Consider the following 26,120-nt stretch of genomic DNA (forward strand, 5'->3'; position numbering starts at 1 on the left):
TTTTTGGTAACGTATTTGGAAGATATTGAAGCGTATTTCAGATGGTGGTGGGGTAAGGATGACTCGGCCGTTGGCCTCGCCCTGCGGGTCATTGCTGCGCAACGTTGTCTCGCTTCGCTCGGCTCGAACCTTCGGGTCGAAGATTCTCTATCCTTCCCGAACTGTATATTTATTTGGAGATAAGTAAAAAATGAAGGGAACAGTGCGTATTTGAGATGGTGGTGGGGGAAGGATTCGAACCTTCGAAGTCGATGACGGCAGATTTACAGTCTGCTCCCTTTGGCCGCTCGGGAACCCCACCACGAAATTCGTGGATTTTGAATTGTGTACTGCATAAAGCGCAAACTTCATTCACTGCGTAGGCTGTTGCTGTGAACGGGGCGCATAATACCAAATGAATCGAAGCTGTAAAGTGCTGAAACTGATAATAATGTTCGTTTGATGTTTTTTTGCCCGTGGCGGTGCTTCTCTGTACAAAAAGCACCGTCGGGCGCGTATTACAAAATAACGGTGCGGTTACCGTAAACGAAGACGCGCTGAGTCAGGACGTGGTAAAGCGCGCGGCTGAGGACGTTTTTTTCAACGTCGCGGCCAGCACGCATCATATCTTCTGCGGTGTATGTGTGATCGACATTAATCACGTCTTGCATGATGATTGGGCCTTCATCAAGGCTGTCATTCACATAGTGTGCCGTGGCACCGATGATTTTTACGCCGCGCTCGTAAGCCTGTTGGTAAGGCCGGGCGCCGATAAATGCCGGTAAGAATGAGTGGTGGATGTTGATCACCTGATGCGGATAGTGCTGCACAAAACCCGGTGTCAGGACGCGCATATATTTCGCCAGAACCACATAGTCGGGCTGATACTGGTCGATCTGCTCGATCATGGCACTATCGTGCTGTTCGCGGGTCAGGCCTTCGTGGCTGACCAGATGGAACGGAATATCAAAGCGTTCGACCAAAGTTTGCAGAGTGTCGTGATTGCCGATGACTGCAGCAATTTCTACATCCAGCCCACCGTAGACAGATTTCATCAACAGATCGCCCAGACAATGTGCTTCTTTGGTCACCAGAACCACTATACGGCGACGGCCAGTACTTTGAAGCTCTCGCACTGAGCCTTTCGGCAGGGCGCTGTCAAGGTCGGCGAGCAGCGTGTTGTCATTGAAAACACCTTCAAGCTCCGTGCGCATAAAGAAACGGCCGGTGCGGTGGTCAACGAACTCATTGTTCTGCACGATATTCAGTTCGTGCTTGTAACAAATATTGGTGATTTTGGCGATCAGGCCTTTGGCATCTGGGCAAATGGTGCGTAATACCTTGGTTTGTACATTCTGTTGCGGCATGGCGGTGAGGATCCTGTCCTGTGTGTCGTAATTCTGGATGTCGTCGTAAGGGAGCGGAAAATCTGCCAGGCAGAGTTAGTGACCGCAACACTTCTTATATTTTTTGCCAGAACCACACGAGCAAATGTCATTTCTGCCGATCTGCGGTTTGACTCCGTCGATATAGTACCAGCGTTCATTCATTCGAAGAAAGCGCGAACGTTCATGCACCAGATGTACTTCTTCCGCGCCTTGTTCCTGGAAACGTGCGGCAAATTCAACATAGCCTTCATCGCTGCTTTTACCCTCTTGCTGGGCAATGACATTTAAGCCAAGCCATTGTGTGGTGGCGAAGCTTTGTTCCAGACTTTCACGCCAGCGTGCTGGTTGGCAGTCGGGGTGCCAGGTCTCAATCAGATAATTGGCATTTTTCATCTCGTAAGCACTGTAACGCGAACGCATCAGCGCTGACGGGGTAGGTGCAAAAAGCGCGTTAAGAAGAAAAGGTTGGCAACACTTTTCAAACGCTGCACCGCTTCCGCAAGGACAGGGATGTGACAAAGTAACTCCTGGATGGGCAAGAACCGCGTGGGTTGCGCTATTGAATGCATTATCACGATATGTTACCTAACAACCCTGCCGGGTGACAACGCACTTGCACTGTCAATCAGAAGCCAACGGGCTGGAGCCATCGTAAATGGAAGTGAATACAGGCACGAACAGACAATTCAAGATCGGGCTGGCGCTTGGCGCAGGTGCTGCGAAGGGTTGGGCACATATCGGGGTCATTAATGCCCTCAAAGAGATGGGGATCCAAATTGACGTAGTGGCGGGATGTTCGGTCGGTGCATTGGTCGGAGCCGCACAGGTTAGTGGCCGCTTGCCTGCGATGGAGAGTTGGGTTCGCTCATTCAGTTACTGGGATGTGTTGCGACTGATGGATTTTTCATGGCGTCGCGGTGGTTTGTTACGCGGTGAGCGGGTCTTTAATGCGGTCGCGCAACTGATTCGGGTGAACGATTTCGAACAGTGCCACATTAAGTTTGGTACCGTAGCGACTAATCTAAGCACCGGCCGGGAGCTATGGCTGACCCAGGGAGATTTACATTTGGCGATTCGTGCTTCTTGCAGTATGCCCGGCCTCTTGGCTCCGGTCTGGTACAATGGTTACTGGCTGGTCGATGGAGCGGTCGTCAACCCGGTGCCGGTTTCACTGACGCGCGCTTTGGGTGCAGATATCGTCATCGCAGTCGATCTTCAACATGATGCACATCTGATGCATCAGGATCTTCTATCGGCCCCCGTGACGCCGGATACCTTAGAAGACGATAAAGACCTCGGATGGCGTAATAAAATCCGGCAGCGGCTTTCACGACCGCGGGTCCGGCGGCCAGATGTCAGCCCGACGGCTATGGAAATTATGTCTACCTCGATCCAGGTTCTCGAGAATCGGTTGAAACGTAACCGCATGGCAGGAGACCCCCCAGATGTCATTTTACAGCCTTACTGCCCGCAGATTTCCATGTTAGATTTTCATCGTGCAGAGGAGGCAATCGAAGCGGGAAGGTTGGCAGTTGAAAAGCAAAGAGAGCAGTTACTCCCATTGATAAAAAACAAACCTTTCTAAGTAGATTAAAAATTCATTAAAGGAATCTGACAATTCTGACAAGCAAATTCAGGCTTTATGGGCCACTATTAAGAGAAGAATGACTGGGAGACCCTGATGGATAGACCACTTACGAGCAAGCACATTCTGATCGTTGAAGACGAAGCCGTTTTCCGTTCGTTGCTAGCTGGGTATGTGAGTTCATTGGGTGCGACCTTCACCGAAGCAGTCAACGGACTTGAAGCCTTAGCACTGGTAGAAGATCATCCACCCGACCTCATTTTATGCGATCTGGCGATGCCTGAAATGGGAGGGATTGAATTTGTCGAGAACTTACGCCTGCAGGGGATAAAAATCCCAGTTTTGGTCATTTCTGCCACTGATAAAATGACTGACGTAGCAACGATGTTGCGCCTGGGCGTTGAGGATGTTCTGCTTAAACCTATCAACGATCTTCAGCGTCTGCGCGATGCGCTTCTGGCGAGTTTATTCCCTAAGTTGTTCACCTCCCAGGCGTTACAGAAAAGTGATCTTATGCAGGACTGGGAGGCCCTGTGCCGTAATCCTAAAGAGGCGGCAAGGTTACTTCAGGAACTTCAACCTCCCGTACAACAAACCCTGGGAAATTGCCGGATCAATTATCGTCAGCTGACGATGGCAGAAAATGCCGGGCTGGTGCTGGATATAGCGGCACTGTCTTCGACAGATCTGGGTTTTTATTGTCTGGATGTGACGCGCGCAAAAGAAAATGGCGTACTGGCCGCATTGCTGCTTCGGGCCATTTTTGATGGATTGTTGCGTGAGCATCTAAGCGATCAACATCAGAGACTGCCCCAGATGTCGACCTTACTTAAACAGGTAAATCAGTTGTTTAAACAGGCTCGCCTTGAAGGACAATTTCCTTTGTTACTCGGTTATTATAACGCCACCCAAAAAAATCTTATCTTAGTGAGTGCCGGACTGCATGCTAATGTGAATACGGGTACTCACCAAATTCAGTTGAGTAATGGCGTACCGCTTGGCACGACAGGCTCAACCTATTCGAATCAGATAAGTCAGCGATGCGAGGCTTTCCAATGTCAGGTATGGGGTTCGGGTGGGCGTCTGAGATTAATGCTGTCTACTGAGTGAGCCTATTTCTTACCAATAAGAATAATGCCTTAATAATAATCAGTATTTCCTCTGCATAACCCTCTATATTCATGTTTAATATTATTATTCTAAGACGTATCTTATGCAAAACTTGCCTTTGCAGAGGTACTTACGCCTGAAGCTGGTATAATGCGCTGCAGAAATTTAACTCACTACTTCACATTGTTTAAAAAATTTAAAAGGAATTCGCTGATGAAAGTAACAGTTTTTGGCATTGGTTACGTAGGACTTGTTCAGGCGGCGGTTCTGGCTGAAGTCGGCCACGAAGTTTTGTGTATCGACGTTGACGCAAAAAAGGTAGAAAACCTTAAAAATGGTGACATTCCGATTTTTGAACCAGGATTGACACCACTGGTTAAACAGAACTATGAAGCCGGGCGCCTATTGTTCAGCACCGATGCAGCCGAAGGTGTGGCGCATGCCACAGTGCAGTTTATTGCCGTTGGCACACCGCCCGATGAAGACGGTTCAGCAGACCTGAAATACGTTACTGCTGTTGCACGCACTATCGCTGAACATATGACAGAACCTAAGTTTGTTATCGATAAGTCAACCGTTCCCGTCGGCACTGCGGATAAAGTCCGTGCGGTAATGACAGAAGTGCTAAAACAACGCGGTGTTGATATCGACTTCAACGTAGTCTCAAACCCTGAGTTTCTTAAAGAAGGCGCCGCAGTTTCCGACTGCATGCGTCCCGAGCGCATTGTTATCGGAACAGATAATCCAGATGCAATTGACCCGATTCGCGAGCTTTACGAACCTTTCAACCGCAATCACGATCGTATGATCCTGATGGATATCCGCAGCGCTGAGTTGACCAAATATGCTGCCAACTGCATGCTGGCAACGAAAATCAGTTTTATGAATGAGATGGCGAATCTGTCGGAAATGCTGGGTGCTGATATTGAGAAAGTCCGTCAGGGTATTGGTTCTGATTCCCGTATCGGCTATCACTTTATCTATCCCGGTTGTGGTTACGGTGGCTCATGTTTCCCGAAAGATGTGCAAGCCTTGATCCGTACTGCGGAACAGATTGGTTACCAGCCGAAACTGTTAAAAGCGGTAGAAGAGGTTAATTACCAACAAAAGTATAAATTGCCTGAGTTTATTAACCGTCACTTTGGGCAGAACCTGGAAGGTAAAACCTTTGCTTTATGGGGACTGTCATTTAAACCGAATACAGATGACATGCGTGAAGCTTCCAGCCGTGTATTAATGGAACAGCTGTGGGCCGCGGGTGCCAAAATCAAAGCTTATGATCCGGAAGCAATGAATGAAACTCAGCGGATCTACGGTTATCGGGACGATCTCGAATTGATGGGAACTAAAGAATCGGCATTGCAAAACGCCGATGCGCTGATTATCTGTACCGAATGGCAGAATTTCCGCGCCCCAGATTTTGATGTCATCAAAAATGCATTAAAAGAACCCGTCATTTTTGACGGTCGTAATTTATTCGATCCTGAACGTTTAGAAAAACGTGGGTTCACTTACTACGGTATTGGCCGTGGTGCATCAGTCAACCCGGTTCTGTAGGAGTATTCATGAAATATCTGGTTACTGGCGCGGCGGGTTTTATTGGTTTCTATGTGTCACAACTTCTGCTGGTAGCAGGCCATAAGGTTGTCGGGATTGACAATCTGAATGACTATTATGACGTCAACCTGAAACTTGCGCGCCTGGCACAGCTCGAAAATAAAGACGGCTTTCAGTTCATAAAACTGGATCTGGCCGACCGCGCAGGCATTGCAGCATTGTTTGAGCAACACCGTTTTGACCGTGTTATTCATTTAGCTGCGCAAGCCGGTGTTCGATATTCAATCGAAAATCCTTTGGCCTATGCGGATTCAAATCTGATTGGTTTCGTCAATATTTTGGAAGGATGTCGGTATAATAAGGTGGGACATCTACTTTATGCTTCATCGAGTTCTGTGTATGGGCTTAATAAAAAGCAACCGTTCTCAACGGAAGACTCTGTAGATCACCCGATTTCTTTATACGCGGCCACGAAAAAAGCGAATGAGTTAATGGCTCACAGCTATTCACATCTTTATGGACTGCCAACCACGGGTTTACGATTCTTCACGGTTTATGGACCTTGGGGGCGGCCTGACATGGCCCTCTTTAAGTTCACTAAAGCTATTCTTGCAGGGGATAGCATTGATGTTTATAACCATGGGGAAATGCGACGGGACTTTACCTATATCGACGATATCGCTGCGGCCATATTACGCCTGCAGGATGTAGTTCCTGTGGTTGATAATAACTGGACGGTAGAACAGGGGTCACTGGCAAGCAGTTCGGCACCTTATAAGGTTTACAATATCGGCAATAGTGATCCGATAAGTTTGATGATATATATCCAGGCGCTTGAATCAGCTTTGGGTGTTAAGGCACGTAAAAACATGCTGCCGATGCAACCCGGTGATGTACTTGAGACCAGTGCAGACACCCAGGCATTATACGAAGCCATTGATTTTCGGCCTGAGACACCGGTTGACGAGGGGGTAAAGAACTTCGTTAATTGGTATCGGACGTTCTACCCAAGCTAAAACGAGGGTGTAGGCTAGCTCTGGGCTGCTACGGCAGCCCTTTTTACATTCACTTTTTACCCAGGATACTTGCCATTGCATTGGCTACGGTTACTCACCTGGATCATTGACTCACGCAAACTCACCGGGATTGACGAGCATTAGGGGCCGCTACAAGCAACGTTCAAATCTGCTTACTGCAGATCAGTCCTGCAGCTTGAGTTATTTTGGGTATATACCCTGTTTCCCTTGGTTATATAATTGTTGAATATTTCTACAAATGGTAATCACAATTCATCTGTTTACTGAGTTGTAGTCAGTTTTTGCATGAGTCAAAACAAAAAACCCGCCGACCAGGGCAGGTTTTATAAGTAAAATTAAGCGAGAGCGGTAATAAACTATTACAGCAAGAAGTCATCCAACTTTTTGCCTTGTTCTTCGATAGCTTTCTTGATCACTGCTGGAGTACGGCCCTGACCAGTCCAGGTTTTGTTTTCGCCGTTCTCGTCGATATATTTGTATTTGGCTGGACGTGCAGCACGCTTTGCTTTGCCTGTGGCTTTAGTCGCAGCCATAGTTTGCAGTAATTCGTTAGGATCAATGCCATCAGCAATCAGCATTTCGCGATATTGCTGCAGTTTACGAGTGCGTTCTTCGATATCTTTAGTTGCCTGAGTATCTTCTTCACGGCGCTCATTAACTACAACCTCTAATTTCTCAAGCATCTCTTCCAGAGTTTCCAGAGTGCATTCTCTTGCTTGCGCGCGCAGAGTACGGATGTTGTTCAGAATCTTTAATGCTTCGCTCATTATACTAGTCTCAATTATATTGGTGGGAGGCGTTGTTAACTAATAATAGATTGCTCTCTAGCGTTCTGCAATAGCCAATTTGTTTATTTGACGAGAATTTACTCTTTTAAAACCTTAATTGCATTGTTTGATAAAAATATAATCGCCTTAAAGAACCCTATTTATCTTGCGTCTATAAGCTAAATTTCAATATGCGGATGGTGACTTTTTGTGAGCGCTGTCATGAGGTTTTATAACTTCAAGCTGTAATTGTACCAAATTAAACGCGTCGATTTCGGCACAGGAATCAGGCAGATTGCCAGTAAATAGCTAATACTATCTTGGCTTAAGCAACCCGGTTGATTAGCGATGCTAAAGGTAATGTGGGATATACCCATGCTGTGAGCATTCAATGCTAAGTAGATAAATTGTTGTCTAACTTATATAGCGCGTGCCCACATCGTTTCTCAACGAGTTAACCAGATAAAACTTATATGTTTTAAACTTATTCCTAATATTCGATTGTAAATAACTGTGATGCTACGCAAGAAAAAAATGTTGTCATCGCAGAATTTGTAGCACGTTAGAACCCTATGTTGGCTAGTTTGAACCTTATGATACAATTGATAACACAGAACTTACGCCCCAATATACCTACGGAGCTGCCGGTCTATGGCACAACTTTATTTTTACTATTCGGCAATGAATGCCGGAAAATCGACCTCTTTGTTACAGTCTTCTTATAACTATCAAGAACGTGGAATGCGCACGTTAGTATTAACCGCAGAAATTGACCACCGATTTGGTGTGGGTAAAGTAAGTTCTCGAATTGGTTTATCATCAGAGGCGCAGCTCTATAACAAAAAAAGTGAACTCTACGCTATGGTAGCGCAGGAGCACCTTCAGCAGTTGATACACTGCGTTTTGATTGATGAAAGTCAGTTCCTCTCAAAAGCACAGGTTGCCCAATTGACGGATGTTGTCGATGAGTTGGATATTCCAGTGCTCTGCTACGGATTACGTACCGATTTCCGAGGGGAATTATTTGAGGGCAGTGAATATTTGCTGGCTTGGGCAGATAAATTGGTTGAGCTTAAAACTATCTGCCACTGCGGGCGTAAAGCTAATCGTGTATTACGACTTGATGAACATGGTGAACCGCTTCACGATGGCGCGCAGGTGGTGATAGGCGGCAATGAGAGCTACGTCTCCGTCTGCCGTAAGCATTTCAAAGAGGCGATGGCGGAATGCAGCAGTGACGTATCTGAGGAGGCGTGAGCGCCCCGGCAGGCTATATTTGTACTTAAAAATAAAAAACCCGCCGAAGCGGGTTTTTTATTTCAGCCAACTAGTTAATTATTTCTTGGCAGACTTCTTTTCCACTTTTACAGTGGGCGCAGCCACAACCACGTCAGTTTCTTCTTCGCTGAATTTACGGCCGTAGTATGTATCCATCAGAATCTGTTTCAGTTCTGCGATCAGTGGGTAACGTGGGTTAGCACCGGTACACTGGTCATCGAAGGCATCTTCAGAAAGTTTGTCAATTTTAGCCAGGAAGTCAGCTTCCTGAACTCCCGCTTCACGAATTGACGTCGGGATGCCCAGTTCTGCTTTAATTTCGTCCAACCAGGTCAACAGTTTTTCAATTTTCTGGGCAGTACGGTCACCCGCAGCGCTCAGACCTAAGTGGTCAGCCACTTCTGCATAACGACGACGCGCCTGTGGGCGGTCATACTGACTGAAAGCAGTTTGTTTAGTTGGGTTGTCATTCGCGTTGTAACGGATAACGTTAGAAATCAACATCGCATTAGCCAAGCCGTGCGGTATATGGAACTCAGAACCCAGTTTGTGAGCCATAGAGTGACAGACACCCAAGAATGCGTTGGCAAAGGCGATACCAGCGATAGTCGCGGCATTGTGAACACGTTCACGGGCAACCGGGTTTTTCGCGCCGTCTTTGTAGCTGGCAGGCAGGAATTCTTTAAGCAGTTTAAGCGCTTGCAGAGCCTGACCATCGGAGTATTCGTTAGCCAGCACAGAAACATAAGCTTCAAGTGCGTGAGTTACCGCATCAAGACCACCGAAAGCACAAAGAGATTTTGGCATGTTCATTACCAGGTTGGCATCAACAATTGCCATATCTGGAGTTAACGCATAGTCAGCCAGTGGGTATTTTTGCCCTGTTGCATCATCAGTTACAACCGCAAATGGCGTTACTTCTGAACCGGTACCGGAAGTGGTGGTAACCGCGATCATTTTGGCTTTTACGCCCATTTTCGGGAACTTGTAGATACGTTTACGGATGTCCATAAAACGCAGTGCCAAATCTTCGAACTGAGTATTTGGATGTTCGTAAAGAACCCACATGATTTTAGCCGCATCCATTGGTGAACCGCCACCCAGCGCGATGATAACGTCTGGTTTGAAGGAGTTCATTTGCTCAGCACCTTTACGAACGATGCTCAGGGTAGGATCCGCTTCGACTTCGAAGAACACTTCCGTTTCGATACCGTGGCCTTTCAGCACGCTGGTGATCTGGTCAGCATAACCAGCATTGAACAGGAAACGGTCAGTTACGATGAAGGCACGTTTTGCACCATCAGTCGCCACTTCTTCCAGGGCGATTGGCAGTGAGCCCCGACGGAAGTAGATTGATTTCGGAAGTTTATGCCACAACATGTTTTCTGCTCGCTTCGCTACAGTTTTCTTGTTGATCAGATGTTTAGGTCCGACGTTTTCAGAGATGGAGTTACCACCCCACGAGCCGCAACCTAAGGTCAATGATGGAGCAAGTTTGAAGTTGTAGAGGTCGCCGATACCACCCTGAGAGGCTGGGGTGTTGATCAGAATACGTGCGGTCTTCATTTTGTCGCCAAAATAGTTAACACGTTCTGGCTGGTTGTCTTGGTCAGTGTATAAGCAAGATGTATGGCCGATCCCGCCCATCTCTACCAGTTTCTCTGCTTTTTCTACCGCATCTTCAAAGTTCTTGGCGCGGTACATTGCAAGGGTAGGGGACAGTTTTTCATGAGCGAATGGTTCAGACTCATCAACATTTTTCACTTCACCAATCAACACTTTTGTGTGTGATGGAACTTTAATCCCTGCCATTTCTGCAATTTTAGTCGCTGGCTGGCCAACAATAGCCGCATTCAGGCCACCATTTTTCAGGATGATATCCTGAACAGCTTTCAGGTCCTTGCCTTGCAGCATGTAACCACCGTGTGAAGAGAAACGTTCACGAACAGCGTCATATACAGAATCAACAACGATAATTGACTGCTCTGAAGCACAGATCACGCCATTATCGAAGGTTTTAGACATAAGAATAGAAGCAACAACGCGTTTGATGTCAGCTGTTTCATCTACGACTACTGGGGTGTTGCCTGCACCTACACCAATGGCGGGTTTACCAGAGCTGTATGCTGCTTTAACCATACCAGGACCACCGGTTGCCAGAATCAGGTTCACATCTGGGTGATGCATCAGTTGGTTAGACAGCTCAACACTTGGTTCGTCGATCCAGCCAATAATATCTCTCGGCGCACCCGCTGCAATCGCTGCCTGAAGAACAATATCTGCAGCTTTGTTGGTGGCGTTTTTAGCACGTGGGTGTGGAGAGAAGATAATACCGTTACGGGTTTTCAAGCTAATAAGTGCTTTGAAAATCGCGGTAGAAGTTGGGTTGGTGGTAGGGACGATACCGCAAATGATGCCGATAGGTTCAGCAATGGTGATGGTACCGAAGGTGTCATCTTGCGACAGAATGCCACAGGTTTTTTCGTCTTTGTAGGCGTTATAGATGTATTCGGAAGCGAAGTGGTTTTTAATCACTTTATCTTCAACGATACCCATACCGGATTCTTCAACGGCCAATTTAGCAAGCAGGATACGGGCATCGGCGGCAGCCAGAGCGGCAGCGCTGAAGATTTTATCTACTTGTTCTTGGGTGAAGTTAGCATATTCGCGCTGTGCTTTTTTGACTCGGGCTACGAGTGCGTTCAATTCAGCGACATTTGTTACAGCCATAATGCTCTCCTGATAAAGTTAAACTCTTTTAGTAAATAATCCGCCAGAGGCTAGTATAGCTGTGCCACCCCACACTGTGAAAACAAAGTAATACTATTGTTATCACGATGTTGTCTCTGGTTGTTTATTTGCTCAAATAGCTTTAATTGGGAAAGAATATCCTACTAGGTAAATTGTTGAAACCGCTTGGGAGTATGGTCTCTCCATTGCGTGAACTACTCAGTGACTATGTATAAAGCATACCTATTAGTGGCTAGACCAATTTTGATCTGAATCAAAAAACACCTTTGCTGACACCTTTCAGCTCACCTTGTTGAGAACCGATATCATCATGCACTAAGTCCTTAACAAATGTAACTGATTGAGTACGCTGTAAGCCGATGTTTTTAACAATAGTGATTAAAACTGCTTTTTGTAACATATCTGGTGCTAAATACTGCCAAACAGCATGGCGTCTCCACTGTAATTCCAGTAGATTAGCGCCAAATCTTGACCATCCTTTACTGGCATATTGTGCGGAGTTCTGCGTGAGCCAATCTTTGTTAGATTTTTCAGGCTATATCAAATTTTTCGTCGGCCTTTTTGCCTTGGTTAACCCGGTGGGGATTTTGCCGGTATTCATAAGCATGACCAGCTACCAGGCGGCGGCAGGCCGAAATAAAACCAATATGACAGCCAACCTCTCGGTGGCCATTATATTGTGGACTGCACTATTTCTCGGTGACGCAATACTGCATATTTTTGGGATCTCTATTGACTCATTCCGAATTGCTGGCGGTATTCTGGTCGTAAGCATCGCCATGTCGATGATCAGCGGCAAACTCGGCGAAGACAAACAGAATAAGCAAGAGAAGTCAGAAACAGCCATACGCGAAAATGTCGGTGTGGTTCCACTGGCTCTTCCTTTGATGGCCGGTCCGGGTGCCATCAGTTCAACCATCGTCTGGAGTTCGCGTTTTAACGGCTGGCAAAATTTACTGGGCTTGACGGTCGCGATTGCCTTTTTTGCTTTTTGTTGCTGGCTACTATTCCGTGCTGCACCTCTGCTTGTAAGGCTGCTGGGGCAAACCGGGATTAACGTCATTACTCGTATTATGGGCCTTTTGTTGATGTCGCTAGGTATCGAGTTCATCGTGACCGGCGTTAAGGCAATCTTCCCCGGTCTGCTTTAGCCCCTACAACCCCTAGATTAAGACGCTGTAAGCCAGCACTTTCTCAGTATTAGTGGCGGTAATTATTAACCCCACTAATACCTGCATGCATTAATTTAGTGCAACTAATGACTTATTAATGACCATCTGCACTCAAATGTAGCTCAAACGCACTTTCTAACCCTATTTATATCTCAAACTGTTATTTTTATTAGTTTACTGGCACAAATATTCCCTTTATTGACACTTTTGCTGCCCGTTTCGATGTTAATTTAATCACATCATTCTGTAGGGCTTGTACAGGATGTATCGAGATGATATTAGTGTTTACCTCGCTCCCAATAGGTGTTTATTCTTAAAAGACGCTGAATGTTAACTTATTGTGTTAGTGGATTTTTTGGGCAGTGATGTTTAAGTAATAACCTTTTTTTTGGTATTATTTGTTTATTAAACATATAGTTATGGCATTGTTTCTTGATGTTGCCCAAAGTGGTTCAAATCGTTTGGTAACAAAGAAAGGAGAAATGCATAACATTTTCGTAAAATTTATTGGCGCAGTTAACAAGCTTCTGATAATTTTCGGGACGTCTCTACAAATGGAAAGTTGTTTCGGTTTAATGCCGAAGTGAAATTGGATCTCACTAAGAGAATAAGAATAAGCATTTTAATTTGTTTTTGGAGCATATTTTGGTCGAAACTGTGCACGTAAAGACAATCATATATTCTTTATGTTTCTGCATTTCCCAACGGGTGTGTTTGGCACCTTTAATGCATAACGTTGCGGCGGCCAGTAATCCTACCAATCAGTTTTCACGGTCTCTATTTTCCAATCTGTTCAATTGCGCGGTGAGCACTGTGACATCTGAATCTGGAAAGCTAAGACAAATAAAGCATTAGCCTGTTGTGTTCGAAAGGTATGAACTCCTCAGTTGCAACTCGTTGAACACGGCAAGCGAAAGGACGGGGTCTTCCTTAAACGATCTCTGAAATTGAAAGGCGATTAACAGTCTCAAATTTCATCAGTTAGCAAAAGGTAGTAGGGGATAGCCGGCTTCCTCGCTTGGCTAAAACATCGGATTTTTCTATAGGGTAAGTCGTTCCTGCCCATGATCAACCGAAAACCCACACAGGGGTTTATCTTGCCTATAGTGCGCAAGTTCATAATAAAAACTGGAGTTGAATGACAATGACCAACATCACAAAAAAAACTATCCTCGCCGCCTGCATCATGGCCGCAATGGGTGTGGCAACTGCAGGCAGCGCATTCGCTGCTGACGTTCCCGCTGGTGTAAAACTGGCTGACAAGCAAGAACTGGTGCGTAACAACGGTTCAGAAGTACAATCACTGGACCCGCATAAAGTCGAAGGTGTACCTGAATCCAACGTGATCCGCGACCTGCTCGAAGGGTTGATCAATACATCGAATGCGGATGGCCATGTTATTCCGGGTGTTGCTGAGACCTGGGAAAATAAAGACTTTAAAGTCTGGACTTTCCACCTGCGTAAAGACGCGAAATGGTCAAACGGTGACCCCGTTACTGCCGAAGACTTCGTATACAGCTGGCAGCGCCTGGCTGACCCTAAAACGGCATCCCCGTATGAAAGCTACCTGCAATATGGTCATATCGAAAACATCGATGACATCATCAGCGGTAAAAAAAGCCCTGACACGCTGGGTGTGAAAGCGCTTGATGACCACACTCTGCAAGTTACCCTGACTGAACCCGTCCCATACTTCGTAAAAATGCTGTCCCACACCGCGATGAAACCGGTCAATAAAAAAACCGTTGAGAAGTTCGGCGACAAGTGGACGCAGCCAGAGAACTACGTCAGCAACGGCGCTTACAAACTGAAAGCCTGGACCGTCAACGAACGTATCGTTCTTGAGCGTAACCCTGCGTACTGGGATAATGCTAAAACAGTGATTAATCAGGTTACTTACCTGCCAATCTCTTCAGAAGTGACTGATGTTAACCGTTACCGCAGCGGCGAAATCGACATGACGTACAACAACATGCCGATTGAACTGTTCCAGAAACTGAAAAAAGAGATCCCAACTGAAGTTCATGTTGACCCGTATCTGTGTACTTATTACTACGAAATCAACAATCAGAAAGCCCCGTTCAACGATGAGCGTGTTCGCACCGCACTAAAATTGGGCCTGGATCGCGATATTATTGTTGATAAAGTTAAAGCACAGGGCGATCTGCCAGCCTACGGCTATACCCCTCCTTACACTGATGGTGCCAAACTGACGCCACCGGCCTGGTTCAAAGAAACTCAGGATCAACGTAACGCGCAAGCGAAGAAATTGCTGGCCGAAGCCGGTTATACCGATGCTAAGCCGTTAACCTTCAGCCTGCTTTACAACACTTCTGATCTGCATAAAAAACTGGCTATTGCCGCTGCTGCCATCTGGAAGAAAAATCTGGGTGTCAACGTGAAACTGGAAAACCAGGAGTGGAAAACTTTCCTGGATAGCCGTCATCAGGGTAACTTCGACGTTGCACGTGCGGGCTGGTGTTCTGACTACAACGAACCTTCTTCATTCCTCAATACTATGCTCTCTAATAGCAGCAACAACACCGCTCACTATAAGAGCGCAGACTTTGACAAAGCCATTGCTGCCACTTTGAATGCGAAGACTGATGACGAGCGCGCAGCCCTTTATCAAAAAGCGGAAACCCAGCTAGACAAAGACTCCGCCATCGTGCCTGTTTATTACTACGTGAATGCGCGTCTGGTGAAACCTTACGTTGGTGGTTACACAGGTAAAGATCCGCAGGATAACGTCTACGTTAAAGATTTATACATTATTAAACACTAATCAGTGCAGAGCAGGGCGTCCCCGAGCCGTCCTGCTCGTTATTTGATCAAGTTAATGTTCTTAGTACTGGCATTGTCAGTGCTAAAGCAAAGAGCCACCGCCACGGCAACTATGATTTGCTGTGGCGATAAAGCCAAAACTATCAAGCTGTAGTGCAGGCTTAGAAACAGGTACGGGCAATGTTAAAGTTTATTTTACGCCGCTGTCTGGAAGCGATTCCGACGCTATTCATTCTGATCACCATCTCGTTTTTTATGATGCGTCTCGCGCCGGGAAGCCCATTTACGGGGGAGCGTAATCTTCCGCCAGAAGTTATGGCGAACATTGAGGCTAAATATCACCTCAATGACCCCATCTATAAACAGTACTTCCATTATTTAGAGCAACTGGCCAAAGGTGATTTCGGCCCATCGTTCAAATACAAGGACTACACCGTTAATGATTTGGTTGCGGCTTCATTCCCAGTTTCTGCGAAACTCGGGCTGGCCGCATTCATCATGGCGATTGTTTTTGGTGTGACTGCCGGTGTTATTGCCGCGCTTAATCAGAACACCAAATGGGATTACTCGGTAATGGGGGTAGCCATGACCGGTGTTGTCATCCCGAGCTTCGTGGTAGCACCCCTGCTGGTACTGGTATTCTCAATCACCCTGAAATGGTTACCGGGCGGCGGCTGGAACGGTGGTGGGGTGAAATATATGATCCTACCCATGGTAGCGCTTTCTTTAGCGTACGTTGCCAGTATTGCGCGTATCACCCGTGGTTCGATGATTGAAATTCTCCATTCCAACTTTATTCGTACTGCGCGTGCCAAAGGTTTACCGCTGCATCGCATTATTCTGCGCCATGCGCTTAAACCCGCACTGCTGCCGGTACTCTCTTATATGGGGCCTGCGTTTGTAGGCATTATTACCGGCTCAATGGTTATTGAGAGCATCTTCGGATTGCCAGGTATCGGCCAGTTATTTGTTAACGGCGCACTCAACCGTGACTACTCTCTGGTACTGAGCCTGACAATTCTGGTGGGTGCGCTGACCATTTTGTTCAACGCGATCGTCGATGTGCTTTACGCCGTTATCGATCCGAAAATCCGTTATTAATGCTGGAGTTTGTCAATGATGTTAAGTAAGAAAAAAAACGACGCTCTGGAAAACTTCAGCGAAAAGCTGGAAGTTGAGGGCCGCAGTTTATGGCAGGATGCACGTCGCCGTTTTATGGGCAACCGTGCTGCGGTTACCAGCCTTATTGTGCTGGCATTCATCGCGTTATTCGTGGCCTTTGCGCCAGTGTTGTCGCAATTTGCCTATGCGGATACCGACTGGAATATGATGTCAGCCGCGCCAGATTTTGCCTCCCACCACTATTTCGGTACTGATTCATCCGGACGTGACTTGCTGGTTCGCGTGGCGATCGGTGGACGTATTTCTCTGATGGTCGGTGTGTCAGCGGCGCTGGTGGCAGTGATCCTGGGGACGCTGTATGGTTCACTATCAGGCTATCTCGGCGGCAAAATCGACTCTGCGATGATGCGTTTATTAGAAATCCTCAACTCTTTCCCGTTTATGTTCTTCGTTATCCTGCTGGTCACTTTCTTTGGGCAAAACATTTTGCTGATTTTTGTGGCCATAGGCATGGTGTCCTGGCTGGATATGGCACGTATCGTTCGTGGCCAGACCCTCAGCCTGAAACGAAAAGAGTTCATTGAAGCGGCTTTAGTCAGTGGTGTCTCTACCCGCAATATAGTGTTGCGTCATATCGTGCCGAACGTGCTCGGCGTGGTGGTAGTTTATGCATCTCTGCTGGTTCCAAGCATGATCTTATTCGAATCCTTCCTTAGCTTTCTCGGATTGGGTACGCAAGAACCGTTAAGCAGTTGGGGCGCGTTATTAAGTGACGGTGCCAACTCGATGGAAGTTTCACCGTGGTTACTGCTGTTCCCTGCAGGCTTCCTGGTTGTGACTCTGTTTTGTTTCAACTTTATCGGCGATGGCTTGCGTGATGCCCTCGACCCGAAAGATCGTTAAGGAGTGCAACCATGAGCACCATTAATCCTGCTACTTTCGCCGCACCCGCGGCTGTTGACGGCCAGTCGCCGCCAATTCTGCTTGATGTTAAAGACCTGCGTGTCACTTTTGACACGCCGGACGGTGATGTCACCGCTGTTAACGATCTGCACTTCGACCTGCGAGCGGGTGAAACACTGGGTATCGTCGGTGAGTCAGGCTCCGGCAAATCGCAAACCGCATTTGCGCTTATGGGCCTGCTGGCCAGCAATGGCCACATCGGTGGTTCTGCAAAATTCAACGGTCGTGAAATCCTCAATTTGCCACCGAAGCAGCTCAACAAGCTGCGCGCTGAACAGATTTCGATGATTTTCCAGGATCCCATGACGTCGCTTAATCCGTACATGCGCGTGGGCGAGCAGTTGATGGAAGTGCTGATGCTGCATAAACGCATGAGCAAAAGAGAAGCTTTTGAAGAGTCAGTACGTATGCTTGATGCGGTGAAAATGCCGGAAGCACGCAAACGCATGAAGATGTACCCGCACGAATTTTCCGGCGGTATGCGACAGCGTGTGATGATTGCTATGGCATTGCTATGTCGTCCTAAATTGCTGATTGCCGATGAGCCCACCACGGCGCTGGACGTCACCGTTCAGGCACAGATAATGACGCTGCTCAATGAGCTCAAAGCAGAGTTCAATACCGCTATCATCATGATCACGCACGATCTCGGCGTCGTTGCCGGGATTTGTGACAAAGTGCTGGTAATGTATGCTGGCCGTACCATGGAATATGGTCAGGCCCGCGATGTGTTTTATGACCCGTGCCATCCGTACTCTATTGGCCTGCTCAATGCCGTTCCCCGTCTTGATGCTGAAGGCGGAATGATGACAACGATTGCAGGTAACCCGCCAAACTTGCTGCGTTTACCTAAAGGCTGTCCTTTCCAGCCCCGCTGCCAGTATGCGATGGATATCTGTCACACTGCGCCTCCGCTTGAGCGTTTTGGTGAGGGTCGTTTACGTGCCTGCTTTAAGCCGGTCGAGGAGTTGGTATGACAGATCACACCGTTTTGCACAGCCCGTCAGTGAATAATGAAGCACCGCCAGATAAAAAAGTGCTGCTCGAAGTGGCAGATTTGAAAGTGCACTTTGATATCAGAGATGGCAAGCAATGGTTCTGGCAGCCGGCCAAAACCCTGAAAGCGGTAGATGGTGTCACCCTGCGTTTATACGAAGGTGAAACCCTCGGTGTGGTCGGGGAGTCAGGCTGCGGTAAGTCGACTTTCGCTCGCGCCATTATCGGCTTGGTGAAAGCGACTGAGGGTAAAGTGGCCTGGCTAGGCAAAGACCTGCTGAATATGTCTGATGCTGAATGGCGCCATACGCGCAGCGACATTCAAATGATTTTCCAGGATCCTCTGGCCTCGCTTAACCCGCGAATGACCATTGGTGAGATTATTGCTGAACCGCTAAAAACCTATAATCCTAAAATGCCGAAGTTGCAGGTGAAGGAAAAAGTGAAGGCGATGATGCTCAAGGTTGGCCTGTTGCCTAACCTGATCAACCGTTACCCACATGAATTTTCCGGCGGTCAGTGTCAGCGCATCGGTATCGCGCGTGCTTTAATCCTTGAACCCAAACTGATCATTTGTGATGAACCGGTTTCTGCACTTGACGTGTCGATTCAGGCTCAGGTGGTTAACCTGTTGCAGCAATTGCAGCGTGAGATGGGGCTGTCGTTGATTTTTATCGCCCACGATTTGGCGGTAGTCAAACATATATCCGATCGCGTGCTGGTGATGTATCTCGGCCATGCAGTAGAACTTGGTACTTATGATGAGGTTTATCATAATCCGCAACACCCTTACACCCGTGCGCTGATGTCAGCGGTACCTGTACCGGATCCGGATAAAGAGCGTAATAAGGTGATTCAGTTGCTGGAGGGAGATCTGCCTTCACCAATTAATCCGCCTTCGGGCTGCGTATTCCGTACTCGCTGTCCGATTGCGGGACCGGAATGTGCCATCACCCGTCCGCTGCTCGAAGGCAGTTTCCGTCACGCGGTCTCCTGTCTGAAAGTGGATCCGCTCTGAGAATATAGCGTGGATTGGAAGCATAAAAAAACCTGCCAGTGGCAGGTTTTTTTATGGAAATTAAATGCCTACCCTACATTATTCCAACTGCGTCAGGAGAGTTCACACAGAGTCAGCGCGAAGGGTGGCGGGTAAAGTTATTCTTTCCAGAGAATATGACACAGCTTGTTGTCCTTCTCACGGCACAAAAGTACGCGGGCAAAAATGTCGTTGATAGGCTGGTCTTCTGCATCAGCCAGCCCGATCACCACTTCGGCAAAGAAATCCGGGTTCAGATCGTAATCTACGTGTTCTACCCAATCTTCGGCCGGGTCATAAAGTTCTGCGCCACCGCGTTCTTCAAACTGCAGATTAAAAATCAGGATATCCGCAGGATCAAGATTGTCGCCCGCCAGTTCCAGGAAAATATCGTAGGCTTGTTCAAGGGTTTCATCGTCGGTCAGGCGATTATTCAGATCCATAAAATTCTCTTTAATAAAAGTAGTGTGTATCACGTGCGTATTTAAACATTCCTGCCGCGATTTTTACAGCAGTGGACTGAAAAAGTAGAACAACCGCTCGATGATCCGATGCCAGAACGGACGTTTGAGCCAGGCTTCGACATCCAGCAGATGCGAACGAGCGATGTAATCATCTTGTACCTGCGCCAAATCGTTACCAAAGCCATCATCATCAATCACCAGCGTGATTTCGAAGTTCAGCCATAAACTGCGCATATCGAGATTGACCGTCCCGACCAGGCTCAATTGTCCGTCAACCAAGATGCTCTTGGTGTGCAGCAAGCCATCTTCGAACTGATAGATCTTAACGCCTGCTTCCAGCAACTCATTGAAGAAGGCCCGGCTTGCCCAGCCAACCATCATAGAGTCATTCTTCATCGGCATCACGATGCTGACATCAACACCGCGCTGCGCTGCGGTACAAATAGCGTGCAGCAGGTCATCGCTCGGCACGAAGTAGGGCGTAGTCATCACCAACTGCTCTCGGGCAGAATAGGCGGCGGTGAGCAGTGCCTGATGGATCATATCTTCCGGGAAGCCCGGACCTGAGGCGATCACCTGAATGGTGTGACCACTTTCCTTCTCGAAAGGCATCTGATTGAGATCAGGCTCTGGCGGCAAAATACGTTTACCGGTTTCAATCTCCCAGTCGCAGGAGTAGACAATCCCCATGGTTGTGGCCACCGGACCTTCCATACGGGCCATCAGGTCAATCCACTGGCCGACTCCAGCATCCTGTTTAAAGAAGCGTGGATCGACCATATTCATGCTGCCGGTATAGGCTACATAGTTATCGATTAAGATAATTTTTCGGTGCTGACGTAAATCCATACGTCGCAGGAAGACACGGAACAGGTTTACCTTCAGCGCTTCGACGACTTCAATCCCGGCATTACGCATCATCGCCGGATAAGGGCTGCGGAAGAAGGCGACGCTGCCCGCGGAGTCAAGCATGAGACGGCAGTGAATGCCACGACGTGATGCTGCCATCAGCGACTCAGCGACCTGGTCGACCAACCCACCGGGCTGCCAGATATAGAACACCATCTCAATATTATGTCGGGCCAGTTCGATATCTCGCATAATGGCGTGCAGCGTGTCATCGCTGGTGGTCAGTAGTTGAAGTTGGTTGCCCTTAACGCCTGCGATGCCCTGGCGGCGCTCGCATAGCTGGAAAAGTGAGCTGGCGATTTCGCTGTTTTCAGTCGCGAAAATCCGGTGGCAGCCTTTTAGATCATTAAGCCAACGCGCGGTAGAGGGCCACATAGCCTTGGCGCGCTCTGCCCGGCGTTTGCCCAGATGCAGTTCACCAAAGGAAAGATAGGCAATAATACCGACCAGCGGAATGATGTAGATAATCAGCAACCATGCCATAGCAGAAGGCACCGCGCGTCGCTTCATTAAAATGCGCAGGGTCACGCCAGCAATCAGTAACCAGTAGCCAAAAATCAAAAGCCAGCTAATTACCGCATAAAAAGTTGTCATAAGGGCGAAAAATCCTGTTCGCAAGCCATGGAAGGCAGTGTACGCAGTGTTAGTGAAAGGGGATATTGTTTTAACGAATTTACGCCCTTCAATCAATCAGCTACAGCTGAAAATAGTGCCGGAAGTAAAAACCTTCATCGCACTGTCATCAAGGGTAGCTGAAAACTGACATTTTAGGTGGAATACACGCAAAGCCTTGTGAAGAGGTTTAGATTGTCAATTTTAGCGGCCTAAGAGGGTGTATAAAATCCGCCTGCAAAACTCTGCTACAAAACGGTGTGAACCTAAAAATTATTCCTGCAAACCAGCACAATTCTTGTATGTCACACTCGGTTTAAAGAAGAGGGCAATGGCCCCAACGATTTCTATAACATGGTAGAAAAGTCGCTTTCTGACATTGAGGTTTTAACATTAATACCTACTGCCGTGCGGTCAGCATAGCGATATTTCCATGAAAGCATTGGGCTAATAAAACGTCATCGATAGGCAGTCTTAATTTGACTTAAAAATTATTTAAGTATTTATCACGGACTCTGTAGGCTGATGACTTCCCTGGTGTTGGCCGAATTGGCAACCTCACTTTCTTCTAATAGGAAAGTGAGATTTTTTGACTGCTCGAAATGAAACGAGCGAAAAGTATCCACTTAATGGCTTCTTTATCGCAGAGTCTGACGCATAAAGAAATGGACTGCTATATTCCCGGGCCATGGCTGGCATAGTTATCTGCTGCGTAAAGCCCACACAAAAAACCGGCTCGAGGGCCGGGCCTGCATCTTTGCAGAATCATCAGAACTTACTAGCGAGTATTAACATATCGCTAAGATGATAGTAGGCCTCTGAGTTCAGATAGATAACTAAAGTTAAATTAAATTCGAATTATGCGTTGTAGGATCATGCGATGGCTAAACCGAAAAGTGCGCCAACTCCGGATGAGACGCCCATGGCTAGCGCACTCCAGAACGTCACCCGAACAATACCTGGGAGCAATGGTGCGCCACCGGCCCTCGCGGCAATCCCACCCAGAAAAGCAAGAGACGCTAAAGCAGAAAGAGCGATTGCCGGCAGTGCCCAATGTGCTGACACGACGATCGCCACCGTGAGAGGCAATATTGCCCCCGCAGAAAAACTTAATGCAGACGCCCATGCCGCCTGAAGGGGGCGCGCGGTAGTGATCTCTGAGATCCCCAGTTCATCACGCGCATGTGCGCCTAATGCGTTATATTTCATCAACTGATGTGCCACCTGTTGAGCCAACGTGATGTCCAGACCCCGGCTGACATAAATAGAGGCGAGTTCGTTAAGTTCCCCATGATAATCAGTGCTCAACTCATCCCGTTCCTCCGCCAGCGCTGCCTTTTCAGTATCTGACTGGGAGGAGACCGAGACATACTCACCGGTCGCCATCGACATCGCTCCCGCCACCAGACCGGCCACGCCTGTCAGCAGGATATTCTGATGAGTTGCATTAGCCGACGCCACGCCCAACAACAAACTGGCTGTCGAGACAATTCCGTCATTGGCACCAAGAACCACTGCCCGAAGCCAGCCTATTCTATCAATGCTGTGTCGCTCTTTTTGCATTAAGTGATCCTTTGGACGTCACTATTTCGAATGGTTAAATACCCTGATGCCCCCGACTGATAATTTTCCTCAGCCGTAACAAATAAACCTTAATTCACTAATTCATTCCGTGCGACAGACGATTTTTATATCGCTCAATCAGAATATGTAAAATCCCCATCACACCGTGCGCATAAAAATAAATCTCAATGAAAGTTGTTAGAAATTTATGCCAGTGAAGCACCGACATCGATGCTGATGCAGAAAAAGGTGAATTGATAACGGTGCTTAACAGGAACCACAATCCTCCTGACAGTGCTACGCTCAACAATGCCAGAACGCCAAGTCCTTGAATGGTGCTGGCAATGCCGCCGCTGTGCGCCTCTGGTAGCTGAAATTTTTTCAACGTTTTTATGTCGTCAATAATCCCTTTGAAATCATACTTTACCCATGAGAAGTAATATGTAAAACCCCGCTGAGTCAACATCCAACCTAACATGAGGAAGCCACATATAATCAGCCCTAGCCCAGAAATGACGTGGAACCAGGTGATGAACCCTTCCAGAGTGTGCTCGCTCAGTGCCTCACTTTCGGTCAGGTTTGAATTAATGATCTGTGAAAGTATTAGGAGGGCTACGATGATATGCAGAACTCGAAAAAAAGGCGCATATTCATGGGGTAACAGGTTAAATATTCGCGATTTCATTAATGGCAGCCTTGGTTTGTATTCTTATCGATAGAGTGGATTATATGGCCCGATTATTAATGAAACCTTAGTTTATTAAAATATAATAATACCTTTCAATAATTCACGCTAAAATGATAACTATTGTTATTTCTATTTCTATTTTTTTATCTACTGGCTTATGAATGAATGCATAGCGCCAGTTGGCAACCCTCAACTTGCAGCAGAACAAGCCTTTACTCTCAACGTCGGCATTGCATCAATAGATTAATTAGTTAAGCGAACAAATTGCCGATCGCGATGTAATTAAGCCGGAAAACTGGGGTGTCAGGTAGAAGCGGAGTTAATTGAATGTCTGACCTTTAGGGAAACCCGGCTGCATTTGCGCAAGCAGAGCTGTTTTGAACGGAGGGCAAATATTGGCAGAAAAGTCTACTACACACTGAAACGTTGCGGCATTGATCGATAATGAATAGGTTTTTGCCTGCCGTTGCACCTGATCTTGTGTGCAACGCCATATTTGGACTGCCCCGTGTCCGTAGAGAATCCTATCCCATAAATGAGTTTGAGGTGTCTATCAAAACCGGGGCGACTCAAAGTAAAACCTAACCCAAACGTCTTTTCAGCCACCCGGCATAGCAGCGCCACTAGCAAAGAACCAGATCATAAAGCCAGCAGCACCCAGTAATACGATGACCGGGGGAAGAAATTTTATTTTCATGTGATACGAATCCTATTTTTCACTCGGGCATCTTACCTTTATTCGGTAGCGTACGAATAGTTTTTTGCTCAACGTTCTTTAGGTTGAAATAAAGCACCGCATTTCGGACAAACCAGCGTTGAATTCTTGCGAACTTTAGAACTTATCTGTTCGGTAACCGCTTTGCATTCCGGGCAAGTTACTTTGGTTTTCTGGCTGGAGAGAAACTTCAATCCGTCGAAGAATGACATAAGAGCGTACCTCTGGGGTAGGGAAACGCATTCTACCATAGAAGCTGTAAGTTGATTGTGATTGCTTTAACAGCCCGAACGCACTTCTGGATACTCCTCAATAAAAACGGCCGCGTAGTAGCGGCCTGATCTCGTTGAGATAACATTTAGTCGTGTGTCTGTTGGTGATGTGACTTAGAAAACGCGTTTGAATGGCTTCACACTGACGCTTTTATACACGCCGGCTTCAACATATGGATCCGCGTCGGCCCATGTTTTCGCCGCTTCCAGTGTTTCAAACTCCATAATCAGTACTGATCCGCTCATGCCAGCATCGCCTGGGTCATTACTGTCGATAGCCGGCGTCGGACCGCCCACCAGCACACGGCCCTGTTCATGCAACTTCTGTAAACGTTCGATGTGCGCGGGGCGGGCAATGCGGCGCTTTTCCTGCGAGTCAGCCACATCTACTGAATAAATTACGTAAAGCATGGGTCACCTTTAAAATCATCAGGGTTGTTAAGAAGTAACGGAAAAAAGGTCATATTCTGCACCGAGCTGATCACCATAGCGAAACCTCCGACGGGAATAAAGTGCTTTGCGCTAGATCAATTAGCGTCTTATTTGAGAATAGTTGTCATCTCGGAGTTGAATATGATTGCTATTTGCATTTAAACTTGCGGCTTCACGGGGAAAATGAATCATTATGCCGCTAAAAAAGTTTGGATTTATTCGTATTACTTTGCCGTTTATCATTGCCATCGGCATGCATGTCGCGTTAATTGGTGCCTTACTGTATGTGACTATGACGGACACCATTACCTTGCCAAAGCAGGAACCGCAGGTGATGAGCGTGACGATGGTCAATCCGGCAGATTTCGCACCACCGCCGCCACCGAAACCTCAGGTTGCAACCGAGCCTGAACCGGAACCCGAGCCGGAAGTGAAGCCAGAACCACCACCTCCACCGGAAGCGGTGCCGCTTCCAGAGCCAAAACCGAAGCCTAAACCGAAACCTGTGAAAAAGCCGGTTGAAAAGCCTAAGCCTAAGGCTAAACCGGTAGAGAAGACCGTTGATAAAGCGGAAAAATCAAACGTCACTGATGATGCGTCGATGTTGAATACCAACAGGACTGACGTCAAACCTGCGACGAAACCTTCTATGCCAGCAACGTCGGGAGCTAACGCCGGGCCCAGGCCGTTAGATCGTTCTAAGCCTCAATATCCGGCCAGAGCCTTTGCGCTGCGTTTGGAAGGGCGTGTTCGGGTACAGTTTGATGTGGACAGTGAAGGGCGCGTGGATAACGTGCGTATTCTTTCCGCTGAACCGCGCAATATGTTCGAGCGTGAAGTCAAACAGGCGATGCGTAAGTGGCGCTATGAACCGAAGGCGGCGAACAATCTGGTTGTTAACCTGGTGTTCAAAATCAACGGCGGAAGCTCTGTGGAATAA

24 protein-coding genes, 1 tRNA gene and 1 other RNA gene are annotated in these 26,120 nt (G+C 47.4%); 12 read left to right on the forward strand and 14 right to left on the reverse strand.

Translation table 11 applies throughout. The features are described 5' to 3' along the window. Window positions 1–42: 42 nt before the first annotated feature. The 4 genes from ACMV8I_RS03970 to ACMV8I_RS03985 form a co-directional block, all read right to left on the reverse strand. Window positions 43–172, reverse strand: a non-coding RNA gene (locus ACMV8I_RS03970) — RtT sRNA. A gap of 44 nt (window positions 173–216) precedes the next feature. Beyond that, window positions 217–301: transfer RNA gene (locus ACMV8I_RS03975), tRNA-Tyr, on the reverse strand. 196 nt (window positions 302–497) lie between these two features. Then, a complete protein-coding gene (gene purU, locus ACMV8I_RS03980; protein WP_498863897.1) occupies window positions 498–1,346 on the reverse strand; it encodes a formyltetrahydrofolate deformylase in 849 nt (282 codons plus the stop codon). A gap of 75 nt (window positions 1,347–1,421) precedes the next feature. Further along, the gene (locus ACMV8I_RS03985) at window positions 1,422–1,886 is read right to left on the reverse strand and encodes a YchJ family protein (RefSeq protein WP_498863898.1); all 465 of its coding nucleotides are present in this window, start codon (window positions 1,884–1,886) and stop codon (window positions 1,422–1,424) included. Window positions 1,887–2,028: 142 nt separating this feature from the next. Here ACMV8I_RS03985 and rssA point away from each other — a divergent pair, with 142 nt between their 5' ends. From rssA to ACMV8I_RS04005, 4 genes are all read left to right on the forward strand, one after another. Continuing rightward, window positions 2,029–2,952: a patatin-like phospholipase RssA gene (rssA, locus tag ACMV8I_RS03990; protein WP_498863899.1), complete on the forward strand. Its 924-nt coding sequence runs from the start codon at window positions 2,029–2,031 to the stop codon at window positions 2,950–2,952. 96 nt (window positions 2,953–3,048) lie between these two features. Then, window positions 3,049–4,062, forward strand: a complete 1,014-nt coding sequence (gene rssB, locus ACMV8I_RS03995; protein WP_498863900.1) for a two-component system response regulator RssB — start codon at window positions 3,049–3,051, stop codon at window positions 4,060–4,062. A 213-nt stretch (window positions 4,063–4,275) separates the two neighbouring features. Continuing rightward, window positions 4,276–5,619 (forward strand): UDP-glucose dehydrogenase family protein, encoded by a 1,344-nt coding sequence (locus tag ACMV8I_RS04000; RefSeq protein ID WP_498863901.1) that lies wholly within the window; start codon window positions 4,276–4,278, stop codon window positions 5,617–5,619. Window positions 5,620–5,627: 8 nt separating this feature from the next. Then, window positions 5,628–6,635: an NAD-dependent epimerase gene (locus tag ACMV8I_RS04005; RefSeq protein ID WP_498863902.1), complete on the forward strand. Its 1,008-nt coding sequence runs from the start codon at window positions 5,628–5,630 to the stop codon at window positions 6,633–6,635. A gap of 380 nt (window positions 6,636–7,015) precedes the next feature. Here ACMV8I_RS04005 and hns read toward each other — a convergent pair whose 3' ends face one another. Beyond that, entirely contained in the window at window positions 7,016–7,423 is a 408-nt protein-coding gene (gene hns / locus ACMV8I_RS04010; RefSeq protein ID WP_188471801.1) for a histone-like nucleoid-structuring protein H-NS, read from the reverse strand. 651 nt (window positions 7,424–8,074) lie between these two features. On the opposite strand from hns, the gene ACMV8I_RS04015 reads away from it, so the two are divergent. Next, a complete protein-coding gene (locus tag ACMV8I_RS04015) occupies window positions 8,075–8,680 on the forward strand; it encodes a thymidine kinase (RefSeq protein WP_498863903.1) in 606 nt (201 codons plus the stop codon). A 78-nt stretch (window positions 8,681–8,758) separates the two neighbouring features. Here ACMV8I_RS04015 and adhE read toward each other — a convergent pair whose 3' ends face one another. Both adhE and ACMV8I_RS04025 read right to left on the reverse strand, forming a co-directional pair. Further along, entirely contained in the window at window positions 8,759–11,431 is a 2,673-nt protein-coding gene (gene adhE, locus ACMV8I_RS04020; protein WP_498863904.1) for a bifunctional acetaldehyde-CoA/alcohol dehydrogenase, read from the reverse strand. Window positions 11,432–11,705: 274 nt separating this feature from the next. Next, a complete protein-coding gene (locus ACMV8I_RS04025) occupies window positions 11,706–11,852 on the reverse strand; it encodes a hypothetical protein (protein ID WP_498863905.1) in 147 nt (48 codons plus the stop codon). Window positions 11,853–11,958: 106 nt separating this feature from the next. Here ACMV8I_RS04025 and ACMV8I_RS04030 point away from each other — a divergent pair, with 106 nt between their 5' ends. The 6 genes from ACMV8I_RS04030 to oppF all read left to right on the forward strand — a co-directional run bounded on the left by ACMV8I_RS04030 (window position 11,959) and on the right by oppF (window position 19,507). Next, window positions 11,959–12,603 carry a YchE family NAAT transporter gene (locus ACMV8I_RS04030; protein ID WP_498863906.1) on the forward strand — a complete coding sequence of 215 codons (645 nt, stop codon included), beginning with the start codon at window positions 11,959–11,961 and terminating at the stop codon, window positions 12,601–12,603. Between the two features lie 1,165 nt (window positions 12,604–13,768). Then, a complete protein-coding gene (gene oppA / locus ACMV8I_RS04035) occupies window positions 13,769–15,409 on the forward strand; it encodes an oligopeptide ABC transporter substrate-binding protein OppA (RefSeq protein WP_498863907.1) in 1,641 nt (546 codons plus the stop codon). A gap of 179 nt (window positions 15,410–15,588) precedes the next feature. Beyond that, window positions 15,589–16,509 (forward strand): oligopeptide ABC transporter permease OppB, encoded by a 921-nt coding sequence (gene oppB / locus ACMV8I_RS04040; protein ID WP_498863908.1) that lies wholly within the window; start codon window positions 15,589–15,591, stop codon window positions 16,507–16,509. A gap of 15 nt (window positions 16,510–16,524) precedes the next feature. Then, complete coding sequence (gene oppC / locus ACMV8I_RS04045) at window positions 16,525–17,433, forward strand: oligopeptide ABC transporter permease OppC (RefSeq protein WP_498863909.1); 909 nt, start codon at window positions 16,525–16,527, stop codon at window positions 17,431–17,433. A gap of 11 nt (window positions 17,434–17,444) precedes the next feature. Beyond that, window positions 17,445–18,470 carry an ABC transporter ATP-binding protein gene (locus ACMV8I_RS04050; protein ID WP_498863910.1) on the forward strand — a complete coding sequence of 342 codons (1,026 nt, stop codon included), beginning with the start codon at window positions 17,445–17,447 and terminating at the stop codon, window positions 18,468–18,470. Continuing rightward, window positions 18,467–19,507, forward strand: a complete 1,041-nt coding sequence (gene oppF / locus ACMV8I_RS04055) for a murein tripeptide/oligopeptide ABC transporter ATP binding protein OppF (RefSeq protein WP_498863911.1) — start codon at window positions 18,467–18,469, stop codon at window positions 19,505–19,507. Before ACMV8I_RS04050 ends, oppF begins: the two co-directional genes overlap by 4 nt. Window positions 19,508–19,644: 137 nt before the next feature. On the opposite strand, the gene ACMV8I_RS04060 is transcribed toward oppF, so the two are convergent. From ACMV8I_RS04060 to ACMV8I_RS04090, 7 genes are all read right to left on the reverse strand, one after another. Then, window positions 19,645–19,968, reverse strand: a complete 324-nt coding sequence (locus tag ACMV8I_RS04060; protein ID WP_498863912.1) for an HI1450 family dsDNA-mimic protein — start codon at window positions 19,966–19,968, stop codon at window positions 19,645–19,647. Between the two features lie 63 nt (window positions 19,969–20,031). Beyond that, entirely contained in the window at window positions 20,032–21,492 is a 1,461-nt protein-coding gene (gene cls, locus ACMV8I_RS04065; RefSeq protein WP_188471783.1) for a cardiolipin synthase, read from the reverse strand. Window positions 21,493–22,383: 891 nt separating this feature from the next. After that, window positions 22,384–23,073, reverse strand: coding sequence for a VIT1/CCC1 transporter family protein (locus tag ACMV8I_RS04070; protein WP_498863913.1), 690 nt, complete (start codon window positions 23,071–23,073; stop codon window positions 22,384–22,386). A gap of 97 nt (window positions 23,074–23,170) precedes the next feature. Then, window positions 23,171–23,758, reverse strand: coding sequence for a cytochrome b/b6 domain-containing protein (locus tag ACMV8I_RS04075; protein ID WP_498863914.1), 588 nt, complete (start codon window positions 23,756–23,758; stop codon window positions 23,171–23,173). Window positions 23,759–24,359: 601 nt separating this feature from the next. After that, the gene (locus ACMV8I_RS04080) at window positions 24,360–24,458 is read right to left on the reverse strand and encodes a YoaK family small membrane protein (RefSeq protein ID WP_444542659.1); all 99 of its coding nucleotides are present in this window, start codon (window positions 24,456–24,458) and stop codon (window positions 24,360–24,362) included. Window positions 24,459–24,526: 68 nt separating this feature from the next. After that, complete coding sequence (locus tag ACMV8I_RS04085; RefSeq protein WP_498863915.1) at window positions 24,527–24,727, reverse strand: YnfU family zinc-binding protein; 201 nt, start codon at window positions 24,725–24,727, stop codon at window positions 24,527–24,529. Between the two features lie 135 nt (window positions 24,728–24,862). Beyond that, window positions 24,863–25,159 carry a YciI family protein gene (locus ACMV8I_RS04090; protein ID WP_498863916.1) on the reverse strand — a complete coding sequence of 99 codons (297 nt, stop codon included), beginning with the start codon at window positions 25,157–25,159 and terminating at the stop codon, window positions 24,863–24,865. 214 nt (window positions 25,160–25,373) lie between these two features. On the opposite strand from ACMV8I_RS04090, the gene ACMV8I_RS04095 reads away from it, so the two are divergent. Beyond that, entirely contained in the window at window positions 25,374–26,120 is a 747-nt protein-coding gene (locus tag ACMV8I_RS04095; RefSeq protein WP_498863917.1) for an energy transducer TonB, read from the forward strand.

It is taken from the genome of Ewingella sp. S1.OA.A_B6 (assembly GCF_049889095.1).
In the GTDB taxonomy this organism is placed as follows: domain Bacteria; phylum Pseudomonadota; class Gammaproteobacteria; order Enterobacterales; family Enterobacteriaceae; genus Ewingella.